Origin of the sequence: Rhodococcus jostii RHA1, assembly GCF_000014565.1 — a bacterium.
Taxonomy (GTDB): domain Bacteria; phylum Actinomycetota; class Actinomycetes; order Mycobacteriales; family Mycobacteriaceae; genus Rhodococcus_F; species Rhodococcus_F jostii_A.
Genome location: NC_008268.1, coordinates 3,234,071 through 3,253,364, shown reverse-complemented (window position 1 = coordinate 3,253,364; position 19,294 = coordinate 3,234,071). Strand labels below are relative to the sequence as shown.

At 64.6% G+C, this 19,294-nt stretch carries 18 protein-coding genes and 1 pseudogene; 4 read left to right on the top strand and 15 right to left on the bottom strand.

What is annotated here, in order from left to right:
* Positions 1–217 precede the first annotated feature (217 nt).
* Genes chrA through RHA1_RS14955 form a run of 3 tightly spaced genes read right to left on the bottom strand, consistent with a single transcriptional unit; the run spans position 218 to position 2,616 of the window.
* Entirely contained in the window at positions 218–1,621 is a 1,404-nt protein-coding gene (gene chrA, locus RHA1_RS14965) for a chromate efflux transporter (RefSeq protein ID WP_011595739.1), read from the bottom strand.
* Positions 1,622–1,678: 57 nt separating this feature from the next.
* Positions 1,679–2,110 (bottom strand): chromate resistance protein ChrB domain-containing protein, encoded by a 432-nt coding sequence (locus tag RHA1_RS14960; protein ID WP_011595738.1) that lies wholly within the window; start codon positions 2,108–2,110, stop codon positions 1,679–1,681.
* Positions 2,107–2,616, bottom strand: coding sequence for a Chromate resistance protein ChrB (locus tag RHA1_RS14955; protein WP_011595737.1), 510 nt, complete (start codon positions 2,614–2,616; stop codon positions 2,107–2,109). The genes RHA1_RS14960 and RHA1_RS14955 overlap by 4 nt, the downstream gene beginning before the upstream one ends.
* Positions 2,617–2,821: 205 nt before the next feature.
* On the opposite strand from RHA1_RS14955, the gene RHA1_RS14950 reads away from it, so the two are divergent.
* Positions 2,822–3,865, top strand: a complete 1,044-nt coding sequence (locus RHA1_RS14950) for a YncE family protein (protein ID WP_011595736.1) — start codon at positions 2,822–2,824, stop codon at positions 3,863–3,865.
* Between the two features lie 212 nt (positions 3,866–4,077).
* On the opposite strand, the gene RHA1_RS14945 is transcribed toward RHA1_RS14950, so the two are convergent.
* The 11 genes and pseudogenes from RHA1_RS14945 to RHA1_RS14895 all read right to left on the bottom strand — a co-directional run bounded on the left by RHA1_RS14945 (position 4,078) and on the right by RHA1_RS14895 (position 14,838).
* Positions 4,078–4,347, bottom strand: a complete 270-nt coding sequence (locus tag RHA1_RS14945) for a hypothetical protein (RefSeq protein ID WP_041811456.1) — start codon at positions 4,345–4,347, stop codon at positions 4,078–4,080.
* 175 nt (positions 4,348–4,522) lie between these two features.
* Positions 4,523–5,323, bottom strand: a complete 801-nt coding sequence (locus RHA1_RS14940; protein WP_011595734.1) for a crotonase/enoyl-CoA hydratase family protein — start codon at positions 5,321–5,323, stop codon at positions 4,523–4,525.
* A gap of 330 nt (positions 5,324–5,653) precedes the next feature.
* Positions 5,654–5,854, bottom strand: coding sequence for a tautomerase family protein (locus RHA1_RS14930; protein WP_005264727.1), 201 nt, complete (start codon positions 5,852–5,854; stop codon positions 5,654–5,656).
* Positions 5,855–6,269: 415 nt separating this feature from the next.
* On the bottom strand, positions 6,270–6,443 hold the full coding sequence (locus tag RHA1_RS50475) for a hypothetical protein (RefSeq protein WP_167540912.1): 174 nt from the start codon (positions 6,441–6,443) through the stop codon (positions 6,270–6,272).
* A 256-nt stretch (positions 6,444–6,699) separates the two neighbouring features.
* Positions 6,700–7,953, bottom strand: coding sequence for a CaiB/BaiF CoA transferase family protein (locus RHA1_RS14920; RefSeq protein WP_011595732.1), 1,254 nt, complete (start codon positions 7,951–7,953; stop codon positions 6,700–6,702).
* A gap of 114 nt (positions 7,954–8,067) precedes the next feature.
* On the bottom strand, positions 8,068–9,516 hold the full coding sequence (locus RHA1_RS14915) for an aldehyde dehydrogenase (RefSeq protein WP_011595731.1): 1,449 nt from the start codon (positions 9,514–9,516) through the stop codon (positions 8,068–8,070).
* Between the two features lie 280 nt (positions 9,517–9,796).
* Positions 9,797–10,666, bottom strand: coding sequence for an SMP-30/gluconolactonase/LRE family protein (locus RHA1_RS14910; RefSeq protein ID WP_011595730.1), 870 nt, complete (start codon positions 10,664–10,666; stop codon positions 9,797–9,799).
* Positions 10,667–10,730: 64 nt separating this feature from the next.
* A complete protein-coding gene (locus tag RHA1_RS46020) occupies positions 10,731–11,027 on the bottom strand; it encodes a Dabb family protein (RefSeq protein ID WP_011595729.1) in 297 nt (98 codons plus the stop codon).
* Entirely contained in the window at positions 11,024–12,673 is a 1,650-nt protein-coding gene (locus RHA1_RS14905) for a flavin-containing monooxygenase (RefSeq protein WP_011595728.1), read from the bottom strand. Before RHA1_RS14905 ends, RHA1_RS46020 begins: the two co-directional genes overlap by 4 nt.
* Before the next feature lie 257 nt (positions 12,674–12,930).
* Positions 12,931–13,824 (bottom strand): annotated as a pseudogene (locus tag RHA1_RS53590) (hypothetical protein); the annotation flags it as partial.
* A gap of 246 nt (positions 13,825–14,070) precedes the next feature.
* Positions 14,071–14,838, bottom strand: a complete 768-nt coding sequence (locus RHA1_RS14895) for an IclR family transcriptional regulator (protein ID WP_172651884.1) — start codon at positions 14,836–14,838, stop codon at positions 14,071–14,073.
* A 238-nt stretch (positions 14,839–15,076) separates the two neighbouring features.
* On the opposite strand from RHA1_RS14895, the gene RHA1_RS14890 reads away from it, so the two are divergent.
* From RHA1_RS14890 to RHA1_RS14880, 3 genes are all read left to right on the top strand, one after another.
* Positions 15,077–16,255 (top strand): acyl-CoA dehydrogenase family protein, encoded by a 1,179-nt coding sequence (locus RHA1_RS14890; protein ID WP_009475827.1) that lies wholly within the window; start codon positions 15,077–15,079, stop codon positions 16,253–16,255.
* Complete coding sequence (locus tag RHA1_RS14885; protein ID WP_009475826.1) at positions 16,255–17,343, top strand: acyl-CoA dehydrogenase family protein; 1,089 nt, start codon at positions 16,255–16,257, stop codon at positions 17,341–17,343. The genes RHA1_RS14890 and RHA1_RS14885 overlap by 1 nt, the downstream gene beginning before the upstream one ends.
* 226 nt (positions 17,344–17,569) lie before the next feature.
* Positions 17,570–18,076: a mycothiol transferase gene (locus tag RHA1_RS14880; RefSeq protein WP_009475824.1), complete on the top strand. Its 507-nt coding sequence runs from the start codon at positions 17,570–17,572 to the stop codon at positions 18,074–18,076.
* Here the strand turns inward: RHA1_RS14880 and RHA1_RS14875 are convergent.
* Positions 18,061–19,293 (bottom strand): oxygenase MpaB family protein, encoded by a 1,233-nt coding sequence (locus tag RHA1_RS14875; protein ID WP_041811452.1) that lies wholly within the window; start codon positions 19,291–19,293, stop codon positions 18,061–18,063. The two genes, RHA1_RS14880 and RHA1_RS14875, sit on opposite strands and share 16 nt — an antisense overlap.
* Position 19,294 lies beyond the last annotated feature (1 nt).

Sequence of the window (19,294 nt, the reverse complement as noted above, 5' to 3'; positions counted from 1 at the left end):
TTAGCTATAGCTAGGAGTCCGAGCCCTTGTGTTGGCACTGTGGAGGAATCCCCACCTCAGCCCGTTTTTCGCCGGAAACTGTCGGTGCGCCCACAAAGCCTGCGGCGGGGCCATCGACGAGGGAAACGAGCCGCTGATCGGGGCGGTATCAACTTCTACCTGGCCATTGGCGCGGGCGGTGTCGCGCATTCGACGTGTGTGAGGGAGGCGGCGCAGGTCAGGTGACGGGGAGCCCGACCAGGCCGGCGGTGAGGCCGAGGAGGGCGCAGACCCCGAGGGTGCGCAGCACGGACCAGTTCAGCCGGTAGATCATCACCCCGGCGAGGACGGCGATGACCGCGACGACCGGGCGGATCGTGCTCAGGTCGGGCACCAGCAGGTGGATCGGCCCCCAGTGCAGCAGGGAGGCGTCGGCGAAGAGGGTGTGGACGGCGAAGTACAGGGCCAGGTTCGCGATCACTCCGACCACCGATGCGGTGATGCCGTTCAGCGCGGAGGTCAGGTGGGTGTTGTTGCGGAGCCGCTCGACGTAGGGGGCGCCGAGGAAGATGAACACGAAGCACGGCACGAACGTCACCCACGTGGTCAGCAGCGCGCCGATGGTCGCGGCGACCCAGGGGTCGAGGTCGCCGGGGTTGCGGTAGGCGCCGAGGAACGCGACGAACTGCACCACCATGATCAGCGGCCCGGGGGTGGTCTCGGCCAGCCCGAGACCGCGGACCATCTCGCCGGGGGTGAGCCAGCCGTAGGTCTCCACCGCCTTCTGGGCAACGTAGGCCAGGACGGCGTAGGCGCCACCGAAAGTGACCAAAGCGGTGCCGGAGAAGAACATCCCCTGTTCGGTGAACACACTGTGCCGGCCGGTGAACACCACCACAGCCACCATCGGAACGGCCCACGCGATCACACCGACACCGAGCACGAGGACCGCCCGGCGCAGGCTGGGGGCGTCGGCGTGCAGAGCGTCGTCGGCGATCAGCGGCGGCGTCTCGTCAGTGTCCTTCTCGGTTGTGCCGCTGTTGTCGGCGCCCTGCGTGCGGCGGCCGATGAGCCAGCCGGCAAACCCGGCCACCGCGATGACGATCGGGAACGGCACCGCGAACAGCGCCAACGCGAAAAATGCGCAGACCGCGATCACCACGTGCGCGGGCCGGGTCAACGCCCGCTTCGAGACCCGGGTAACAGCCTGCACGACCACGGCGAGGACGGCGGGGGCGATGCCGGCGAAGATGGCCAGCACGATAGTGGTGGCCCCGAACGCGACGTAGATCGCGGCCAGTCCGAGCATCGCGATCATCCCGGGCAGCACGAACAACACCCCGGCGATCAGACCGCCGATCGTGCCGTTGAGCAGCCACCCGGTGTAGATGGCGAGCTGCTGGGCTTCCGGGCCGGGCAGCAGCATGCAGTAGTTCAGGGCGTGCAGGAACCGTTTCTGCCCGATCCACCGCTTCTCGTCGACGAGGGTGCGTTGCATGACCGCGATCTGCCCGGCCGGACCACCGAAAGTCTGCAGGGAGATCAGAAACCACGCCCAGCTCGCCTGCCGCAGCGGGATCAAGTCGCGGCGTCGGGAAGTGGGGGCCGGTGTGGCGCGGGTGGTGGGTTCGTTACTGCTCACGTCGGTCTCCGAAACATGAAAGTCAGGGCGGGGCAGGATGGTCGGGTCGCATCGGGGTCAGGACGGTTCGCGGCCGGACAGGACACGTTGGCGATGGAATTCGTAGAGCCCGTCGAAGATGCGGGTCGCCACCACCAGGGTCTGATCGTCGGTGCCGGTCAACGACAGCCCGCGCAGCACCGAGTCCAGGCCGGGGGCTTCGGGGGCGTCGAACTTTCCGTCGTCGATGTCGGCCTCGTGCACGATTTCGGCGAGTACCCACAGCACCGGGTCGGTGAGTTCGTAGCGGCGCAGGATCGTCTCGAAACTGCAATCACCGTGGTGGTGCGAGAGTTCGACGCCGCGCATGTCGAACGCGGTCGCATCGTCCGGGACGTCCGCCGGATCGGTCACCCACAGGAATTTGGCGTCCGGGTCGATATTGCGGCGGATCAACCACGCGCAGGCGGCGCGGTCGATGTGGATCCCGGCGCGGGTCGCCCACCTCATTGCGGCACCTGCGTTTCCGCGGGCCGGCCGGTCGCCAGCCCCTTTAACGCGGCCTCCGCGCCGTCCCGCTGGGCGGTCGGGAAGAAGGTGCGTTTGTCGATCTCCCGCATCCGGCGGCGCAGCTGGGTGAGTTTCTTGGTCCATCCGTCGGGGTCGGGCAGTGAGCGTGCCGCTTCGGCGGCGTCGGTGATCTCGTCGTATTCGGCGGCCCGATCGGCCGAGAGCTTCGCCCGCATCCGGTCCTGTTGGTTCTGGGTGGTGGGGGCGGCGGTCCACACCTCCGCCTGCCCGTGCGCCTCGACGATCTCCTCGGCGACCCAGTCGAACTGCTCGCGGGTGCGGGCCGAGGCGGGCAGCACCACCACCCCGTCGGCGAGCTGGAACACCCCGTACTTGCGGAGCTTGCGCCACACCGCGATCCGCGGCGTCGACGGCTCGCGGGGGATGCGATACGCCAGCATCACCCACTCGTCGGGTCGCTCGGCCGGTGCCGGTCCAGGTTCCACAACCGTGATGTAACCACGGTTTCACTGCGATGTCTATCCGTGGGTTCGCGGGCCGGTGGGGCGACTTGGGCGCGCACCTGGACACTGGACTGTAACCGTGGTTACCGTGAAAGTGGCCGTCGCGTTCGAGGCCGTCGACGACGAAGAGGCGGCCACCCACGTCACGCCCGGAACCTGACCAGTCAGGAAGCAGACAGGAGCTGGGATGGGCACCCGTACCGGTGACCGGCGCAGACCGAGACCAGCCCGGCTGCTGCCCGCACTCGTTATGGCGTCGATCCTGGTCGGCGGGTGCTCGTCCCGGTCGACACCACCGGAGAGTGGCCCGCTGCCGTTGCGCCCGGTCGCGGAGATCGCCCTTCCCGGCGACAATTCACGCTTCGACTACGGCAGTCTCGACTCCGAGCGGGGACTGCTGTTCATTGCACACCTCGGCGCCAGCGAGGTCATCGAAGTCGACGTCCACACCCAGCAGGTCGTCCGAACGATCCTGAACCTGCCGCAGGCACACGGCGTCCTCGTCGTCCCCGAGCTGCGCCGGGTCTACGTCACCGCCACCGGCGACAATCGACTGGTCCTCCTCGACGAAGACACCGCCGCCGTGCTCGGACAGGCCCCCACCGGTGACTACCCGGACGGGATCGCCTACGACCCGAAACGCGGTGCGGTGTGGACTACCAACGAATCCGGCGGCACCGAGACCGTCATCGACGCCGCCACCGCACGCGTGCGCGGCACAGTCGACCTCGGCGGCGACGTCGGCAACGTCGCCTACGACCCGGTCGCCGACCAGATGCTCGTCGCGGTCCAAGGCACGGGCGATCTCGCCGCCATCGACCCCGAAACCCTTACCGTCATCCGCAGGCTTCCGACACCTGGATGCCGCGGCGGCCACGGCCTCGCCCTCGACCCACCGGCACGGCTCACGTTCGTTGCCTGCGAGGACAATGCCACCCTGCTCACCGTCGACCTGGCGACCTGGAAGACCGCCGGTGCCGCCGGGGTCGGCAGGCAACCAGATGTGCTCGCCTACGACCAAGGGGCGCACCGCCTTTACGTTGCCGCCGAGAGCGGCACCGTCAGCGTGTTCGACCAGGAGGGCGGACACCTTACCGAGGTCGGGTCCGGTCACCTCGCCGATGGCGCGCACGTCGTGGTGGTCGACCCCACCACCCACCACACCTTCTACCCGATCCCGTCCGGGGACCACGGGCGTCCCGCACTCCTCGAACGCGCACCAACCACCTGACCGGCTAGCGCCCCTGAGGGTTCGACGGGATGCGGGCGGGAATCTATCGACGCTCGGCGGGCCAAGGCGCGGAGGAAAAGCCGGAAGCTGTGCGGGCAGGGCACCGCGGCGGCGGCGAGCGCCACCACGACCACGCACATCACGACGGTGAGGGCGAGTTCGTTGTCCGCGAGGAGTTGCTGCATGGGAGGAGTGTGCGGTTCCGGCGCCGGTCAGAGCGAATCGACGAGCACGAGCACCGACAACGGGATCGCGGGCACGCACAACCCGGCGCGGATCGAGGCGCACCGGGCCGCCAACGGGCGACAACGGGCGACAACGTGTGCGATGGAACGCCGGGATCGCCACACCGGCGAGTACGGCGGCGACGACCAGCACCTGCAGCGTGAGGTCAGGACCACCGCCACACAGCCGGCTGCGGCCGCCGTGAGCCCCCACGGCGGCCGCAGGTCATGGGCTTGCAGGACGGATCCGTTGTCCATCGCGCACCTCCATCGCACCTCGAGTCTAGAACCGTGACGACTGCCTCCACGGCCAGCGCATGTCATTGGGTCAGGCGGTGATAGATCTGCTCGTTCGTGGTTCTCATACTGTGCTCGCGGGCGGCTGGGCGGTCATTCTCCGGTGATACCGACGCAGCCTCGAGCGATTCAGGTGCTACTCACCTGTGAAGGAACCCGGACGCTTCTCCATGAACGCGCTGACGGCCTCACGGTGGTCGGCGGTGTGATGGGACAGCGCTTGCATGGCAGCGGACAACTCGAGCAAACTATCGAGACTCAGATGCTGGGATTCACGCAAAAGCTTCTTTGCCATCCGCACCGAGTTCGGCGGATTGACCGCTACGCGCTCCGCCAGCCCGCGCGCCTCGTCGAGCAGCTGCTCCGGGGCGACGACCCGGGAGACCAGCCCCCATTCCAGTGCAGTCGCCGCGTCGACGCGGTCCCCGGTCAACGTCATCTCGGCAGCGCGGGCCGCGCCGATCGCGCGTGGCAGCAACCACGCTCCACCGTCCCCGGGGATAATGCCCAGCTTGACGAAGCTTTCGGCGAAGAAGGCCGTGTCGGAGGCGATCCGCATGTCACACATGAGCGCGAGATCGCAGCCGGCGCCCACTGCGGGTCCGTTCACCGCCGCAATCAGGGGGACGTCGCAGTTGTACATCGCCCGAGGTATACGTTGAATTCCCTTCCGATACCCCTCGCGCTGCTGGTGAGGCTTGCCTCCGAAGAGCCCGCGGCCTTCCGCCATGTCCTTCACGTTACCGCCGGCCGAGAACGCGGAACCGGCGCCCGTCACGATGACTGCTCTGGTCTCATGGCTGGCATTGACAGCGGCCACGCACGCAACGAGCGCGTCGATCACGTCCTCGCCGGAGATCGGGTTGCGTTCTTCGGGCAGATTGATTGTCCAGGTCTCGATAACACCGTCGCGCTGGACGAGAACGGGATCATCCATGAAAGTTGCTCCTTGTGTGAGGGTCAATCAGTCACGATGACTGACTTGTAGTTGTCGGTCCCGACTTCGGCTGCAGTCCGCAGATTGTTCAGTATCGGCACGGCCGAGATCTCGGAATCAAGGACGGCAACGCCGACTACGCCGTTTCCGCAACATTTGATGGCATCGACGAGTTTCTCGACGTGGTGCCCTCCGCTCAGCAGGTGAGCGGAGGGCACCACTCCAGTTGATCAGGGGCGCCGACGTTCAGTGAGAACCGAGGGTGGGTTCCGGCCTCTCGCGCGACCGAGGTGGCCGAACGAGAAGTCGGAGTCGCTCGCCGAAAGTCGGTCAGGCCGGCTTCGAGGCTCGTTCGGTCAGAGTCTCACCGCCGATGGCCCAATCGTCCTTCGACACTTCTTCGATCGTCACCCAGACACTTGCCGGTTTCGCTCCTGTGGCGTCCACGTATGCAGCGGTCAGCTTTTTCAATAGCTCACGCTTCGCTTCGGCGGATTGGCCGGGGGTCTGGGTCACATGCAACAGCGGCATAGCGTGCTCCTTGAGGGTTTTTGTTGGGGAAAGGCACTCGACAAACCACTTCGCTAATCGAGATCAGTTGATCGGCGGGAACCGTGCCACGGCCAAGGGTAACAGCCTTGAGTATCGATTAAAAAGGTTGGGGTGCAACGAATATGATGATACAAGGTTCGTGTGTCGTGTCACTTAGCTTGCAGTCAAGTAAGTGTCAGATAGCCGTTCTTCATTGTGGATAAGATCATCTGTGGAATAACCGCGTTGATGACGCGTCGGTAGGTACGGTGCCTGGAAGGCGAGCCCTCCGGGGCTTTCAGAGTTGATGGGCGAAAGCGCGCGGTACGAACATGATTTTTCGAGCAATTGTGAAGCACCATTACGAGATTGGGCGTGAATCTATGATCGAACTCGATCGCGACTGGCCGCGGCTTCACGTGGTGGCCTCGACCGCCCCGCCGCACTGCGCGACGACGCCGAGGCGCTGCGGGAGGGGTGGCCGACGGCGCGACTTCTGCGAGTCGACGGGCTCGGGCAGGTTCGTCTCACGGAGAAGCATGTGCTGCTGGAACCGTACTCCGACCGCTACTTCGAGCCTCCCGAGCATGCGGTGCTGCTCGGTGTCTTCGACGGGGACGACGAATGGGCAGTGCGGGGCGACGAAGGTTTCGATGATCGCTTACTTCCAGGCCGGTGCTATGGCTCGCTTTGATCGAGTTGGACAAGGCGTTCGCGCTGTGGGGTGGACCGCCGCTGGTGTTGCGGATGGACAACGGACCGGAGTTCGTAACCACTGTGCTGCAATCGGTATGCCGTCCTCGGAACGCCCCCGAATGACGGAATTCACGGGTGTTGCGGCCCCGCTACTCCGGCAATACCCCGGAGCCGCGTAGAGACGCAACCTCGTTCTCGGAAAATCCGAGCTCGGCGAGAACAGCGTCGGTGTCGGCGCCGCGGTGGCGAGGGCCGAATCTCACCGAACCGGGGGACTCGGACAGCTTTACTGGTACGCCGACACCTCGGTACCCGTCGCATTCGATCACCATCTTTCGGTGCCGCACCTGCGGAAGGTTGAGTGCCTCCCCGACGTTGTTCACGGCCCCCGAGGGAACACCGGCCAGTCGAAGTGCGGCGGCCAGGGCCTCGCGCTGCCAACCGCCGATGAGTCCGCCGAGGACCTTGCGCAGCTGTACTGCGTTCGCCATACGATCGGTATTCGTCGTGAACCGTGGGTCCTCGGCGAGCCCGGGAGCGTCCAACGCGTTGGCGAGCGACCGGAACTGCCGGTCGTTGCCGGCACCAATGAAGAACGGTCCGTCACTGCAGATGAACGTCTCGTAAGGACAGATGGTGGGATGGGCGACGCCGGTGCGTTCCGGCGCGACGCCGGTAGCAAACCATTTGCCGGCGTGTGGGTGCAGGATCGACACCGCGCTGTCGAGCAGCGCGAGGTCGACAAGCTGCCCGCGCCCGGTCTCGCGCCGCACGTGCAGCGCCATGAGGATGCCGTTCATCGCATTGAGGCCGGTGATGATATCCACCAGCGGGATCCCGATCCGCATCGCCGTGCCGTCAGCTTCGCCGTTGATACTCATCAGCCCGGACAGTGCCTGAAGCACTGCGTCGTACCCGGGCGCGCCACCAAGCGGCCCGTCGGTACCGTACCCGGTGATCCGGCAGTGTACGAGGCGCGGGAACTCCGCGGCGAGTACTTCGTCGCCCAGGCCCCACTTCTCGAGCGTCCCGGCCTTGAAATTCTCGATCACCACGTCGGCCTCGGCGAGCATTCGGCGCAGGAGTTGCTGTCCTTCCTCGATTCGTAGGTCGACGCTGATGTTGCGCTTGTTGCGGTTGAGCCCGTCGAAGTACGTGCTGTGGTCTTCTCTGACGAACGGCGGGCCCCAACCGCGGGTTTCGTCGCCGGCTGGTGGCTCTACTTTCGTTACGTCCGCACCGTGGTCAGCGAGCATCTGCCCGCACAGCGGTCCGGCGAGCACCCGCGACAGGTCGACGACGCGAATGTCTGTGAGCGCGCCAGTCCGCGGAGGCAGCGCGGCTGAATTGGAAGAGGCGTCCCAGGCGTCGGCCGAAAGGGCGTTGACTGTCGAGTTGGTCATGGCTGCTCATTCTGGTGGGTATTGAAGGGTCGGGCCGGCCGAGGGGGAAGGTAAATCATGAAGCCTCTAGGCATCCAATTGAACAGGGAGTGGGGTCGGAAGGCTCCGAGGCGACTAGACATAGATGGACCTGTATTCGAGATAGTAATCCAGCGCCTCAGGGCCGAATTCTCGCCCAATTCCGCTGTGCTTCACGCCACCGAAGGGGGAGCCCATGTCCATCGAAAAATAATTGATCCCCATTGTTCCAGACCTGATACGTGACGCGATATCTAGGCCATGCTCGTGATCCTCAGTAAAGACGACCCCGCCCAAACCGAAGACGGTGTCATTTGCGATACGAACGGCCTCATCCTCGGACCCGTACGGGATAACGGAGATGACAGGACCGAATATCTCCTCCTGCGCCAGTCGACTGTTATTGTCCACGCCTCCAAAAATAGTAGGCGAAACAAACCACCCTTGCGTTAGGCCATCAGGCGGCTCGGCGCCGCCACGGACAAGCTGGAATCCCTCAGACTCCCCGAGCCGGATATAGTTTCTAACTCGCTCTCGGTGTCGATCGCTCACCATCGGGCCCAAAGTGACCGCGTCGTCAAGCGGGTCCCCCATCGCCAGATCATCCACATAGGCAGCCAGGACATCTAGAACTTCCTGGGAACGACCATGGGGAACCAAGATACGGGAGTTTGTGGTGCACGTCTGCCCCCCGTTCTTGAACACAGCGTCGTCCAGGCTCCTAGCGAAGACATCCAGATCCGCATCAGGGAGCACAACGGCCGCCGACTTGCCACCGAGCTCGAGCGATACCCTCTTGAGGGACCGGCCTGCCGCCTCGCCTATCGCCTGCCCTGCAGCCGTTGACCCGGTAAATGCAATCTTGTCCACACCCGGATGGGCCACAAGGGCCTCGCCCGCGCGAACGCCACCAGCAACAATGTTGAGGACTCCAGGCGGCAGACCTGCATCTTCCGCTGCTTCCCCGAGCACGTAGGCGTCAAGCGCAGTTTCGGGGGCTGGTTTCAAAACGATAGTGCACCCAGCGGCGAGAGCAGGAGCGATCTTGGCCATAGCCAGCAACTGAGGATAGTTCCACGCAACGATTGCACCAACAACACCGACTGGCTCTTGCCGCACAATGGTGTGCCCCTTCTTGCTGGGGCGGCGAGTCTCAAAAGTCCGTGCCTCGGCGAGCTCAGCCATTGAACGCAGTACCGCTACCGGGGCCGCAGCGTTACTGATAATCGATAAAGGCCTAATCATGCCATTCTGCTGACTGACCAAGCGCGCGGTGGATTCTCCTCGGCGCTCGAGGCTATCGGCGAACCGCCGCATAGTCTCGGCCCGTTCGTGCGGGGTGGAACGCCCCCAGGGGCCGTTGTCGAGTGCCGCCCGCGCGGCCAAAACAGCTTCGTCAATCTCCGAAGGACCACCCATTGCGGCAACGCCCAGCGGCCGCTCGGTTGCTGCTTCTGCAATAGTAAATAATTCTGGGTCGACAGCCTCTCGCCACTGACCGTTAATATAAAACTGTCTGCGGTCGGCGCCACCGGATGGGGGCATAATGTAACCTCTCTAAAGTGGTCATATACCTTGTCTTCCAAGGTTGCTTACGAAAGACGATTACGGTCAATACGCTGCCGCAGCCAAACGAAGGGCAAAGCGCTGGAGCGTCTACAGTTGAAGCGCATGACTAGATGACTGCTCGGCACCGTACCGATCGGTCCGTCTCGGGCCCGATCGAACTCCGTACGGACGGAGTACCGATCGGGCCGTCTCGGGCCGTCTCGGGCCCGATCGAACTCCGCACGGACGGCCCACCTCTAGGGAGATTCAGGCCGGCCTACTGTGCGACGCCACGTCGATTCACCTGCGCGGTGCGGACGGTGCCTTGTGACTTACCTTCACCGAACTGCTCGAGAGTGGTCGCATTGCAAAACATGTACAGCACATCCAGGTCCGATCCGCCGAACGTGCACGCAACAGCCCAGGCGTCAGGCACGAGAACGGAATCGGTGATCTCGCCGCCCTCCTCAACGCGATAGAAGCCGCTCTCCGGACCGTTGGTCAGGCCATTGCCGAACCAGACGCCACCTTCGGTGTCCAGTGCAATCCCGTCAGGGTGCATGCTCTCGTCGAGTTGTGCCCACACTCGGAAATTAGTCAAGGAACCATCGGCGTTTACGTCAAAAGCATCAATCCGGTGACCGAAAGTCTCCGCGAGGAGCAAAGTTCGACCGTCCGCACTAAGAGCTGCTCCGTTCGGGAATGTCGCATCGCCTTCAACTCTGCTTACGTTGCCCTCGGGTGTTACGTGGGCCAAAGTTGTTGCCTTCGGATCCTCAGCCCCGAGGTCAAAGCCAAAGTTACCAATGTAGGCATGTCCGGACGGCGATACCAGCATGTCGTTTGCCATTCCGCGGGCGATATGCGCGATATCGGCGTACTCGCTGACGGATCCGTCGGACGCGATGCGCACAACCTTCTTCTTCGACGGATCCAAGAGGACCACTAAGACCGATCCATCCTGTAGGAAACCGAGCCCAGACGGTGACTCTTCGAGCGTCGCGAATGCAGTGTGGCTGCCGTCCTCTTCGAAATGAAGGACGTGCTTGCCAAAAAAGTCGCTGGCCCATAGTCGACCATCGTGCCAGCGTGGTGCTTCGAGGTAGCCATGCCCACTGGATATTGTCTGCAGTGAATGGTTCTTCATTGCCTGCCCTTTCGGTGGTAGATATGGCGATTGCAGCTTCGAGTTAACGCATCCTAGGTGCTAGTCACGCCTCAAATTGCACTACGGTGTATTTCGCCGCGAACTTGGAGAGCAGCTCCTTTGCACGAATATGAGCAGGATGCACGTCGTACTCGGCATAGCCTGTTGGATCATGAAACGCAGCGGAAATCCCGTAGTCGCTGCTCACGTCGCGCGAACTGATGTCTCTTCCATGAGCGTAGGCATGTAGCAGTTCTGTACATTCGGCGGACAGCTGATCAAGCGCAATTGCGAAAGCCGATATATTCGAGTCATCGATCGACCGGGTCCATGATATAGCGACCACGTGATGAAAAGTCATGACACGGTCAGCCCATCGGTATATCCGGACTCCTTTTCCTTCTGCCAGAACTGCAAGTATGTCGGCACGCCGTTTAGATACTGCAGCATCTGCATTTTCTTGCCCGGAATGTTGCCCCCGTTATACCAAGACTTCGCCCGATTGAATAGCGCCGTGTCGTCGGTCTCGTTGATGTGCGCGGTCCAAGCTTTGTCCGCTTCAACTGTCGATTCGAAACGGGTGAGTCCGTTTGACCGAAGAAATTCGAAGAAGTCGACCATGACCTCGCCCTGAAGCTCGGCGTTCGTGGACCCGTTCGCAAATGCAGCAGGACTCTGGGGGCCGTAGACGAAAATGGCGTTCGGGAACCCGGCTGTGACTGCTCCGAGGTACGCGTCTACGCCCTGGCTCCATTTGTCACGTAAAGTGACGCCATTCGCGTTCTGAACGTCGATCGAGGTTAGTGCGCCGGTGTTGTTGTTGAAGCCTGTGGCGAGAACGATAATGTCAAACTCGCCGTGCTCGACTCCGTCGGCTGTGCGAATCCCGGTTTCGGTGAATCCGACGATCGGGGTCTCTTTGGTGGAGACAAGAGAGACGTTCGTCTGATTCATCACCTCATAATAGTTTTGATGGAGGGCCGGCCGCTTGGCTCCGAAGGGATGAGGGGCGATTTCTGGGACCAACAGCTCTGCTTTGACTGGGTCTTTGATCTGGGGCTTGATCTTGTTCTTCCAGAACTCGTATGTCAGCGCATTTGTTTTGTCATTGAATAGATAGTCCGAGAAATTTCCCAGCCAGAATGCGAATCCGCCCTGATTCCAGAGGCGCTCAAAGACAGCATTGCGCTCGTCCTCTGGGGTTTCGAAACCGCTCCGGGGGTCAAAGTCGTAGTCGATCGCTGCGTGGGTTTCGCGACATTTCGCGGCAACATCGGGCATTTTGTTCTTGAGGGCGGCTTGTTCCTCATCGTCCAAGTACTTCTGTTGCATAGGCAACGAAATATTCGGAGTGCGCTGGAAAACCGTGAGGTTTTCGACTACTGGGCCTGCTTCCTGCACTACCTGAACAGCGCTTGCGCCAGTTCCGATAATCGCGACGCGCTTTCCCGTCATGTCCAGATCGGAACGCCATCGGGCGGTATGAACCAGTTCTCCTTGGTACGCATCCATATCTGGGATGGATGGTGTGTAGGGTTCCGTGGTCGACCCTGTCGCGAACACCACGAACCTTGCCCGGAAAGTGGCTCCGTCCTGTGTTTCGAGGCTCCACATCCGCTGCTCTTCGTCGAACGTCGCGCCCACGACCTTAGTGTTGAATCGACTGTCCTTGCTCAGGTCCAGTTTGGAATCAACATAATTGAAATAGCTACGCATTTCCTCATGATCGGGGTACATCTGCGAGAAGTCCCAATCCTTCCAGAGGTATTCGTCAGTGAACTGATATACCGGTGCGTGGCTGTCCACCCTTGCCCCCGGATAGCGATTGAGGCTCCATGCCCCGCCGAAACCGCCACTGGCTTCAAGGAGGATCACAGAGAATCCCCGGTCCCGAAGATGGCGTAGCTGATAGATGCCACCGAAACCGCCACCGACAACGATGACGTCATAGGTAGGTGTTTCCGCAGACTGTGCCAGGTCGTTCTTTGGAGCGTGGATTGCGGTCATCGATTTGGACCTTTCGAACACTGAGATGGGGCAGGGTTGCCGCTCGCTGTAGCCCTTTGATCAGAGGTGATTAGAGGGCCGAACGAGCTGGAGGGGTGCGAGACCTGGAACCTGTGTGACTGCGACCAAGTCTCGCTTGGGATGTGGTGTACACCATAGGCTTCAGGCTTCAAGTCCGCAACTACAGAGAATAATTCATAACTACGTAAAACATGGCCGCTTCAGTAGTGTTCTGCTGCGTTGGCCGCGCGGCGCGGGCGGGCGATGGCTGGAGCGGCGAGCACGATGGTCGGGTACGCCTCGATCGACTCGCGGGTGCGGTGGAAGACCGGTCGGGCCTTCAGTTCGGACTTGGCGAGGCGGAAGAACTGCTCGACTTTCCGCAGGGTGTGTTAGGCGGCCACGACCGCATTTCCGACCATCGCGGTCGGCTCGATGTCGGTGACGTAGCCCTTGTGGCCGGCGGACTGGCGGGCCCGCTCGATTGATGCCTCATCCAGGATGACGCTCTGTCCGGTGACCTTGACGGATCGTTACCTTCGTAGTGGTTCTGCCAGGTCGCCTACGCGCTGGGCCCGCTCGATCTGCGCGTTAGTGGTGCGCCGGTCGCGTTGGGCGCGCTGCCACTTCAAAGTGCCACACCACCCTGCGGTCGCGCCGGTCAGGGCCGTGGCCCATCGAGCGGGTCAGCTCCGCGGTGTCACCTTCGGCGATAGTGTCACCGCGGCGGCCGAAGTGATCCTCGAGTTCCCTGGGGGCCTTGGAGGTTCGGGAGGCGACGATGAACGACAGCCCAGGTTGGCGTTGATCGTGTTCCGGGGGGGTGCCTGGACGCTGATGTCTTCGAGCGCCCGGTCGTGTCGAGTTTGCTGTTCGGCTCGACCAGTCGGGCGCGCACTAGCGACTTTGAATGTCTCATCGCCGATCTCATCGAATCCCAGCGCCTAGTACGTCCCGGCCAGGTCGGCCCACAAGACCTCGCTGGAGTGCGAGCGCACCACCGCATTCCCTCCCGCGCAGACCTGCGACTCCGGCTCCAGCTCGAGACGCGTCTGATCAGCGTCGATCCTGCCCCTGGTCACCGCCATCAACGTCGTGAGATCGCCCTCGGTATGAGCGAACCCGATGTGCTCCACTAACGGGAACGACCCCAGTGGCACGAAGCTCTCCTGGTGCGGGAGTCTCAGCACCAGCCGTTGGAGTCACTGCTCTCGAGCAGTCGGCCGCTCCGTGGGCGCTCGCGCATCACACCGAGGTCCACCGTGAGGCGCTGACGGCGTTCGCGGGCAAACGCGCCGGCAAGTATCAGGGGCGTTGACCCGAGAGATCGCGTTCGTCCTACATCTTGTGAGAACGTTCGTGCACTCGGCATTCGCACGGAGTCGCGCGCCTAGCGGTCAGCGAAAGCCCCACTCCTCGGCGTGCCGGAGACAGATCTTAGCGAGCTCGTCGCGCCGCTCTATGATCGTCTCGCGAACGCCGACCACACCGAGTGTGGCGATGGTTCGGCCGCGTTCCCGGAGAGCCACCGACACGCCGTCACCGTGTTCGACAGCCACGCCCGGGGCTGCACACACGCCGGTGGCCCGTAGTGCCTCGAGGGCATAGAGGAACTGCTCGATGTAGTCGGCGTCGGCCACCGGGCGGGAGTTGAGGTAGGCCCAGATGTCGCGCTGCTCGCGGTCGGCCAGTAGCAGCCACCCCGCGGACGTGCGCAGCAGGGAGCGCCGCAGGCGGTTCTCCGCCAGGTACGCGTACTCCGGTTCAGAGGAGACGTGGTCAACGTAGAACAGGTCGTCGCCCACCGAGGTGGACAGCGCGATGGTCAGTCCGGCCTCGGCGTGCACTTGCTGGAGCTGTTCGTGACTTATCGACGTGACCGGGGGGCGTCCCGCGATGACGTTGAGCAGGTAGGGCGCTGTACCGAGGGTGTAGACACGGTCGCGTTCGTCGAGGTAGCCGACGGCGACGAGACCGTTGAGCAGCCCATGCACCGAACTCACTGGGGCGTTGAGAGCCTTTGCCACGGCCGTGAGGGTGAGACCGGCACCGGAGCGGGCGACGAGTTCGAGGATTGCCGCGACCCGGTCGATCATGCGATGGCGGGGACGCTCGGGAACCTGCTCGAAAGGTACGGCACCGGCGGCCGGAGAAGTTTCCGTCATTGCGAAAGCGTAGCAATGCATTCGCGCTCAACAGATAGCGTATATACGTAGTCTGCTTCGCTATTGTGTATCTCTGGCGTTTCTGGGACACTTTCCAAGTGATGCGGGGCATCCTCCGCGGCAGGGCGACCCGCGGTCTGGACTAACCCTTGATTTGACTGTGCGCACTCCCCGAACAGCGGCACAGTCGACCCCGATCGCCCGGGCGCCGCCCGGGCAGGACTCATCAGGAGGCCCCATGAGTTCGACTCTCGCGCCACCGACCACGGTGGCGACCGATGAGATGAACGCCCTGCGTGCCGAGGTACGCGCGTTTCTCGCCGAGGAGGTCGACGCCGGGCGGTTCATACCCTGGATCGACACCTGGCTCACCCGCTGGGACGAGGACTTCACCCGACGCCTCGCCGAACGCGGCTGGGTCGGGATGACGATCCCCACGGAGTTCGGTGGCCGCGGCCGAACCCACCTCGAGCGCTTCGTCGTCACCGAGGAACTGCTCTCCGTGGGCGCCCCCGTCGCCGCGCAGTGGGTCGCCGACCGACAGATCGCCCCGTCCCTGCTTCGCTACGGTACCGAGGAGCAGAAGCACGATTACCTGCCCCGCATCGCCGCCGGCGAGTGCTGCTTCGGCATCGGCATGTCCGAACCCGACTCTGGCTCCGACCTGGCCAGTGTCCGCACCAAGGGCGTTCAGGTCGACGGCGGCTGGCGGATCACCGGGACCAAGGTGTGGACCTCCGGGGCCCAGCACGCGGAGGCCTTCATCGCGCTGTGCCGCACCGAACCGCTCGACACCTCGCACCGTCACGCGGGTCTGAGTCAGTTCATCGTCGACCTGCGCAGCGAGGGCGTCACCATCCGGCCGATCGTCTCCCTCTCGGGGGACCACCACTTCAACGAGGTCGTCCTCGAGGACGTTTTCGTGGCGGACTCAATGGTCTTCGGCACACTCGGTAACGGTTGGGAACAGGTCAACTCCGAGCTCGCCTTCGAGCGCAGCGGCCCTGAACGGTTCCTCTCCTCGTTCCGCCTGTTCGCCGCGGAGATCGGTGCGATCTCCACCGGAGCCCTGCCCGAGCGCAGCGACCTCGGCCGGACCGTGGCCCGGATGGCCGGACTGCACAACCTCAGCCAGAACATCGCCGGCGCGCTGCAGCGCGGTGAACCCGCCGACACTCCGGCAGCCCTCGTCAAGCTGCTCGGCACCGCCACCGAGGGTGACATCGTCGACACCGTCTCCACCCGGCTCGGCGACGAGCTGGCACCCGGTTTCGCCGGCACGAACGGCACCGCCGCGGTCGCCGAGATCCACGGCCTGCTGCGCGCGGGCCTCCACCAGCGCCCGGGCTTCACGCTCCGCGGCGGCACCAACGAAATTCTGCGCGGCGTCATCGCGCGGGGACTGGGGATGCGCTGATGACCACCGCCACGACCGTCGACCTCTCCGTCGACGAGGACCTGCAGGCGATGCTCTCCGACGTCGTCTCCGGTTTCTCCGGCCCCGACGTCCGGCCCGACGCCGACGCCGTGTGGTCGACTCTGCGGGAGGTCGGCGTCGCCCGGCTCACCGCGCCCGAGGACGCCGGGGGCAGCGGAGCCGGCTGGGCCGAAGCCGCCGCGCTCCTGCGCACCGCGGCTGCCGCCGGTGTGGCCGTCCCGTACGCCGAGACCGACCTGCTGGCCGGGCCGCTCCGGCGCGCCGCCGGGATCGACGACTCGTCCGACTCCACCGCCACCGTCGCGCTGCTCGATTCCTCGGGGACCGCGCACGGTGTCCCGTGGGCCGGTGCCACCGCCACCGTCGTGTGCGTGCGCCCCGCCGGCGATACCCACGAGCTCGCGGACGTGCCAACCGACCGGTTGACGATCACGACCATTGAGGGCATCTCGGCAGTGCCGACCGGCTCTGTCACCGTCGGTGAGGGCATCTCCTGGTCACCCGTACCCACCGCGGCCGTCGAGGCGTACGTCCTGCGTGGCGCGCTCGCCCGTGCACTGCAGTGCGTCGGCGCGATGGACGGCATGCTCGCCTCGGCGATTGAGCACACCACCGCCCGCAGCCAGTTCGGTCGCGCCCTGGCGAAGTTCCAGTCCGTGCAGAACCTCGTCGTCGACATCGCCGCCGAGTCCGTGCTGGCCCGCGCTGCCGTGGACACCGCGCTCGCCGACGCCCTCACCGACGACCTCGACGGCGAGCTGTCCCAGTTCCGCGTTGCGGTCGCGCGCAGCGTCGTTTCGCAGGCCCTGGCCGTGGCGGTGCGCAACGTCCACCAGGTGCACGGCGCGATCGGGACCACCCACGAGCACACCCTGCACCGGGTCACCCTTCCCGCCCTGCAGTGGCGCGGCGAGTTCGGGTCACCGGCGTTCTGGGAGAGGTTCCTCTCCCGCGCGGCCATGGTCGGCGGCATGGACGGTGCGTGGCCGATGGTCGCCGAGGGCGCCCGCGTCGAGGACGCCGCGAGCCGGTACCTCGACGCCGTGATCGCAAGGTCCGTGTCATGAAAACGGAACCGCCACGGTCACCGACCTGACTGAGACGATCAGTACCCGAGCCCACGCATACCGCGATCTCCGGAAGCCGTGACGCTCGGCGGTTCGGATCGTCACCGGCGTAGCCCGGCCGTGGTGGTCGGCGGCCGCCCGGGGTACTGGGGACATGTCGTGCCGGTTCTGTGAGCCCGAGGGGGGTCATAGTGGAACGTGATGTGAACACGACGAAAGGAAGATCGTGGACCATAGCGCGCTGTTGACCGACGCCTTCGATCGCATTCAGGAGACCGTGCATTCCACTCTGGCCGATCTCCCCGCCGACGCCCTCACGTTTCGGGTGGACGCGAAGGCGAACACCATCGCCTGGCTGATCTGGCATCTGACGCGAGTGCAGGACGACCACGTCGCCGGTGTCGCGGGCACCGCGCAGGTGTGGACGTCCGGCGGGTGGGTGGAGCGCCTCGACCTCCCGTTCCCGGTTGCCGACATCGGTTACGGGCACTCCGCGGACGAGGTGGCGAAGGTGCGGACCGGCGCCGACCTCCTGCGGGGGTATCACGATGCCGTGCACGACCGCACCGTCGATTACGTCCAGTCGATCGGCCCGGACGACCTCGACCGAATTGTCGACGAGAATTGGGATCCGCCAGTCACTCTCGGTGTCCGGTTGATCAGCGTCATCTCCGACGATCTGCAGCATGCCGGGCAGGCGGCGTACGTCCGCGGCATCTACCAGCGCCGCTGAGCCCGCGACGTCGTCTCGTTGGCGGCGAGCCACGCCTCGACTCGCCGCCGGGAGCGGCGGCCGACGCGGTCCCGGACGGCCGGACTCACTCTGGCTGCACCGTGCAGGGTCCCGTTCCCCGCCAGCGCCAGCGGAACGTACCAGGCAGGCACGACCGGCAATCCGAGTTCCTGCATGCCACGCTTGCCCGAGAACAACCGCTGGATGCTGAGCAGGCGCTGGCGGTTGAGCCGGCGTCGCAGGGACTCTGCATGCGGGTAGTGGAAGGTGGCCCACGACTTCTGCAGTGAGTCGGCCAGCACCCTGGAGTTGTCGTCGGGACCGGGCGCGAACATCCCGATCTGGCACATGTTGCGGCGTCCGGTGTTCTCGTCGTCGACCAGCCAGTGTTCGTCGATGCCCATCAGCCAGCCGATGTACCGCCACAGGTGCATGACGTCGCGGCCCTCGTCGGCGGAGACCCACACGCCCAGCGATCGGAGTCCGACGAGGAACGTCGTCGAGAAGAGGGCGAGCGTCCCGGCCTGATCCGACTGGTTGATCGGCATGCCCCAGTCGGACACGTCCCAACTCTCGTCCTGCAGCAGGGTCAGGTTCACGAACGAGTGCATCAACCGGACGTGCACGGACAACTGCCAGCCCCGGCGGTCGCGGTCCATGCCGCCGGGCAGGACGCACTCGTACCACCACCGCACGGTCTCGGCGACCCGCTGACCGGCGCCGTCCCCGACGAGCCTGCCGGTGGCCACGAGCTGGCGGGAGGTGGCCGCGCTGCGGTAGCCGTTCATCAGCGAACCGGTCGCGAGCAGGTCGAGTCCGGTCATGCCGCTGCGCAGGCAGACGGCGGCCCCGTGCTCGAGGCGGCGGTCGTCGACCCACGACGGCCGACTGTCCACTGCATCGAAGAACGCGACCAGCGGCGGCGCGGCGTCGGGCACGCTGCCGATGCCGTCGGAGAGTGCCCGGGAGAACTGGGCCATCGTCACGGTCTTGTCGACGAGGACGGCCCGCGCCAGTGCGGCACCGATCTCGTCCTGACCGACCACCGCCCGGGCGTGGAGTTCCCGCTCCGCCGCGGTGGGTGCCGGGTCGCCGTGCACGAACCGCGACAGCGTCCGCATCGAGCGCCGACCCCACTCCGAGTCCATGTCGAACCGCCGCGGCGGCGTGAAGTCGGAGAAGCCGGCCGCCGACTCCCGGGACTGGGTTTCTGTCATT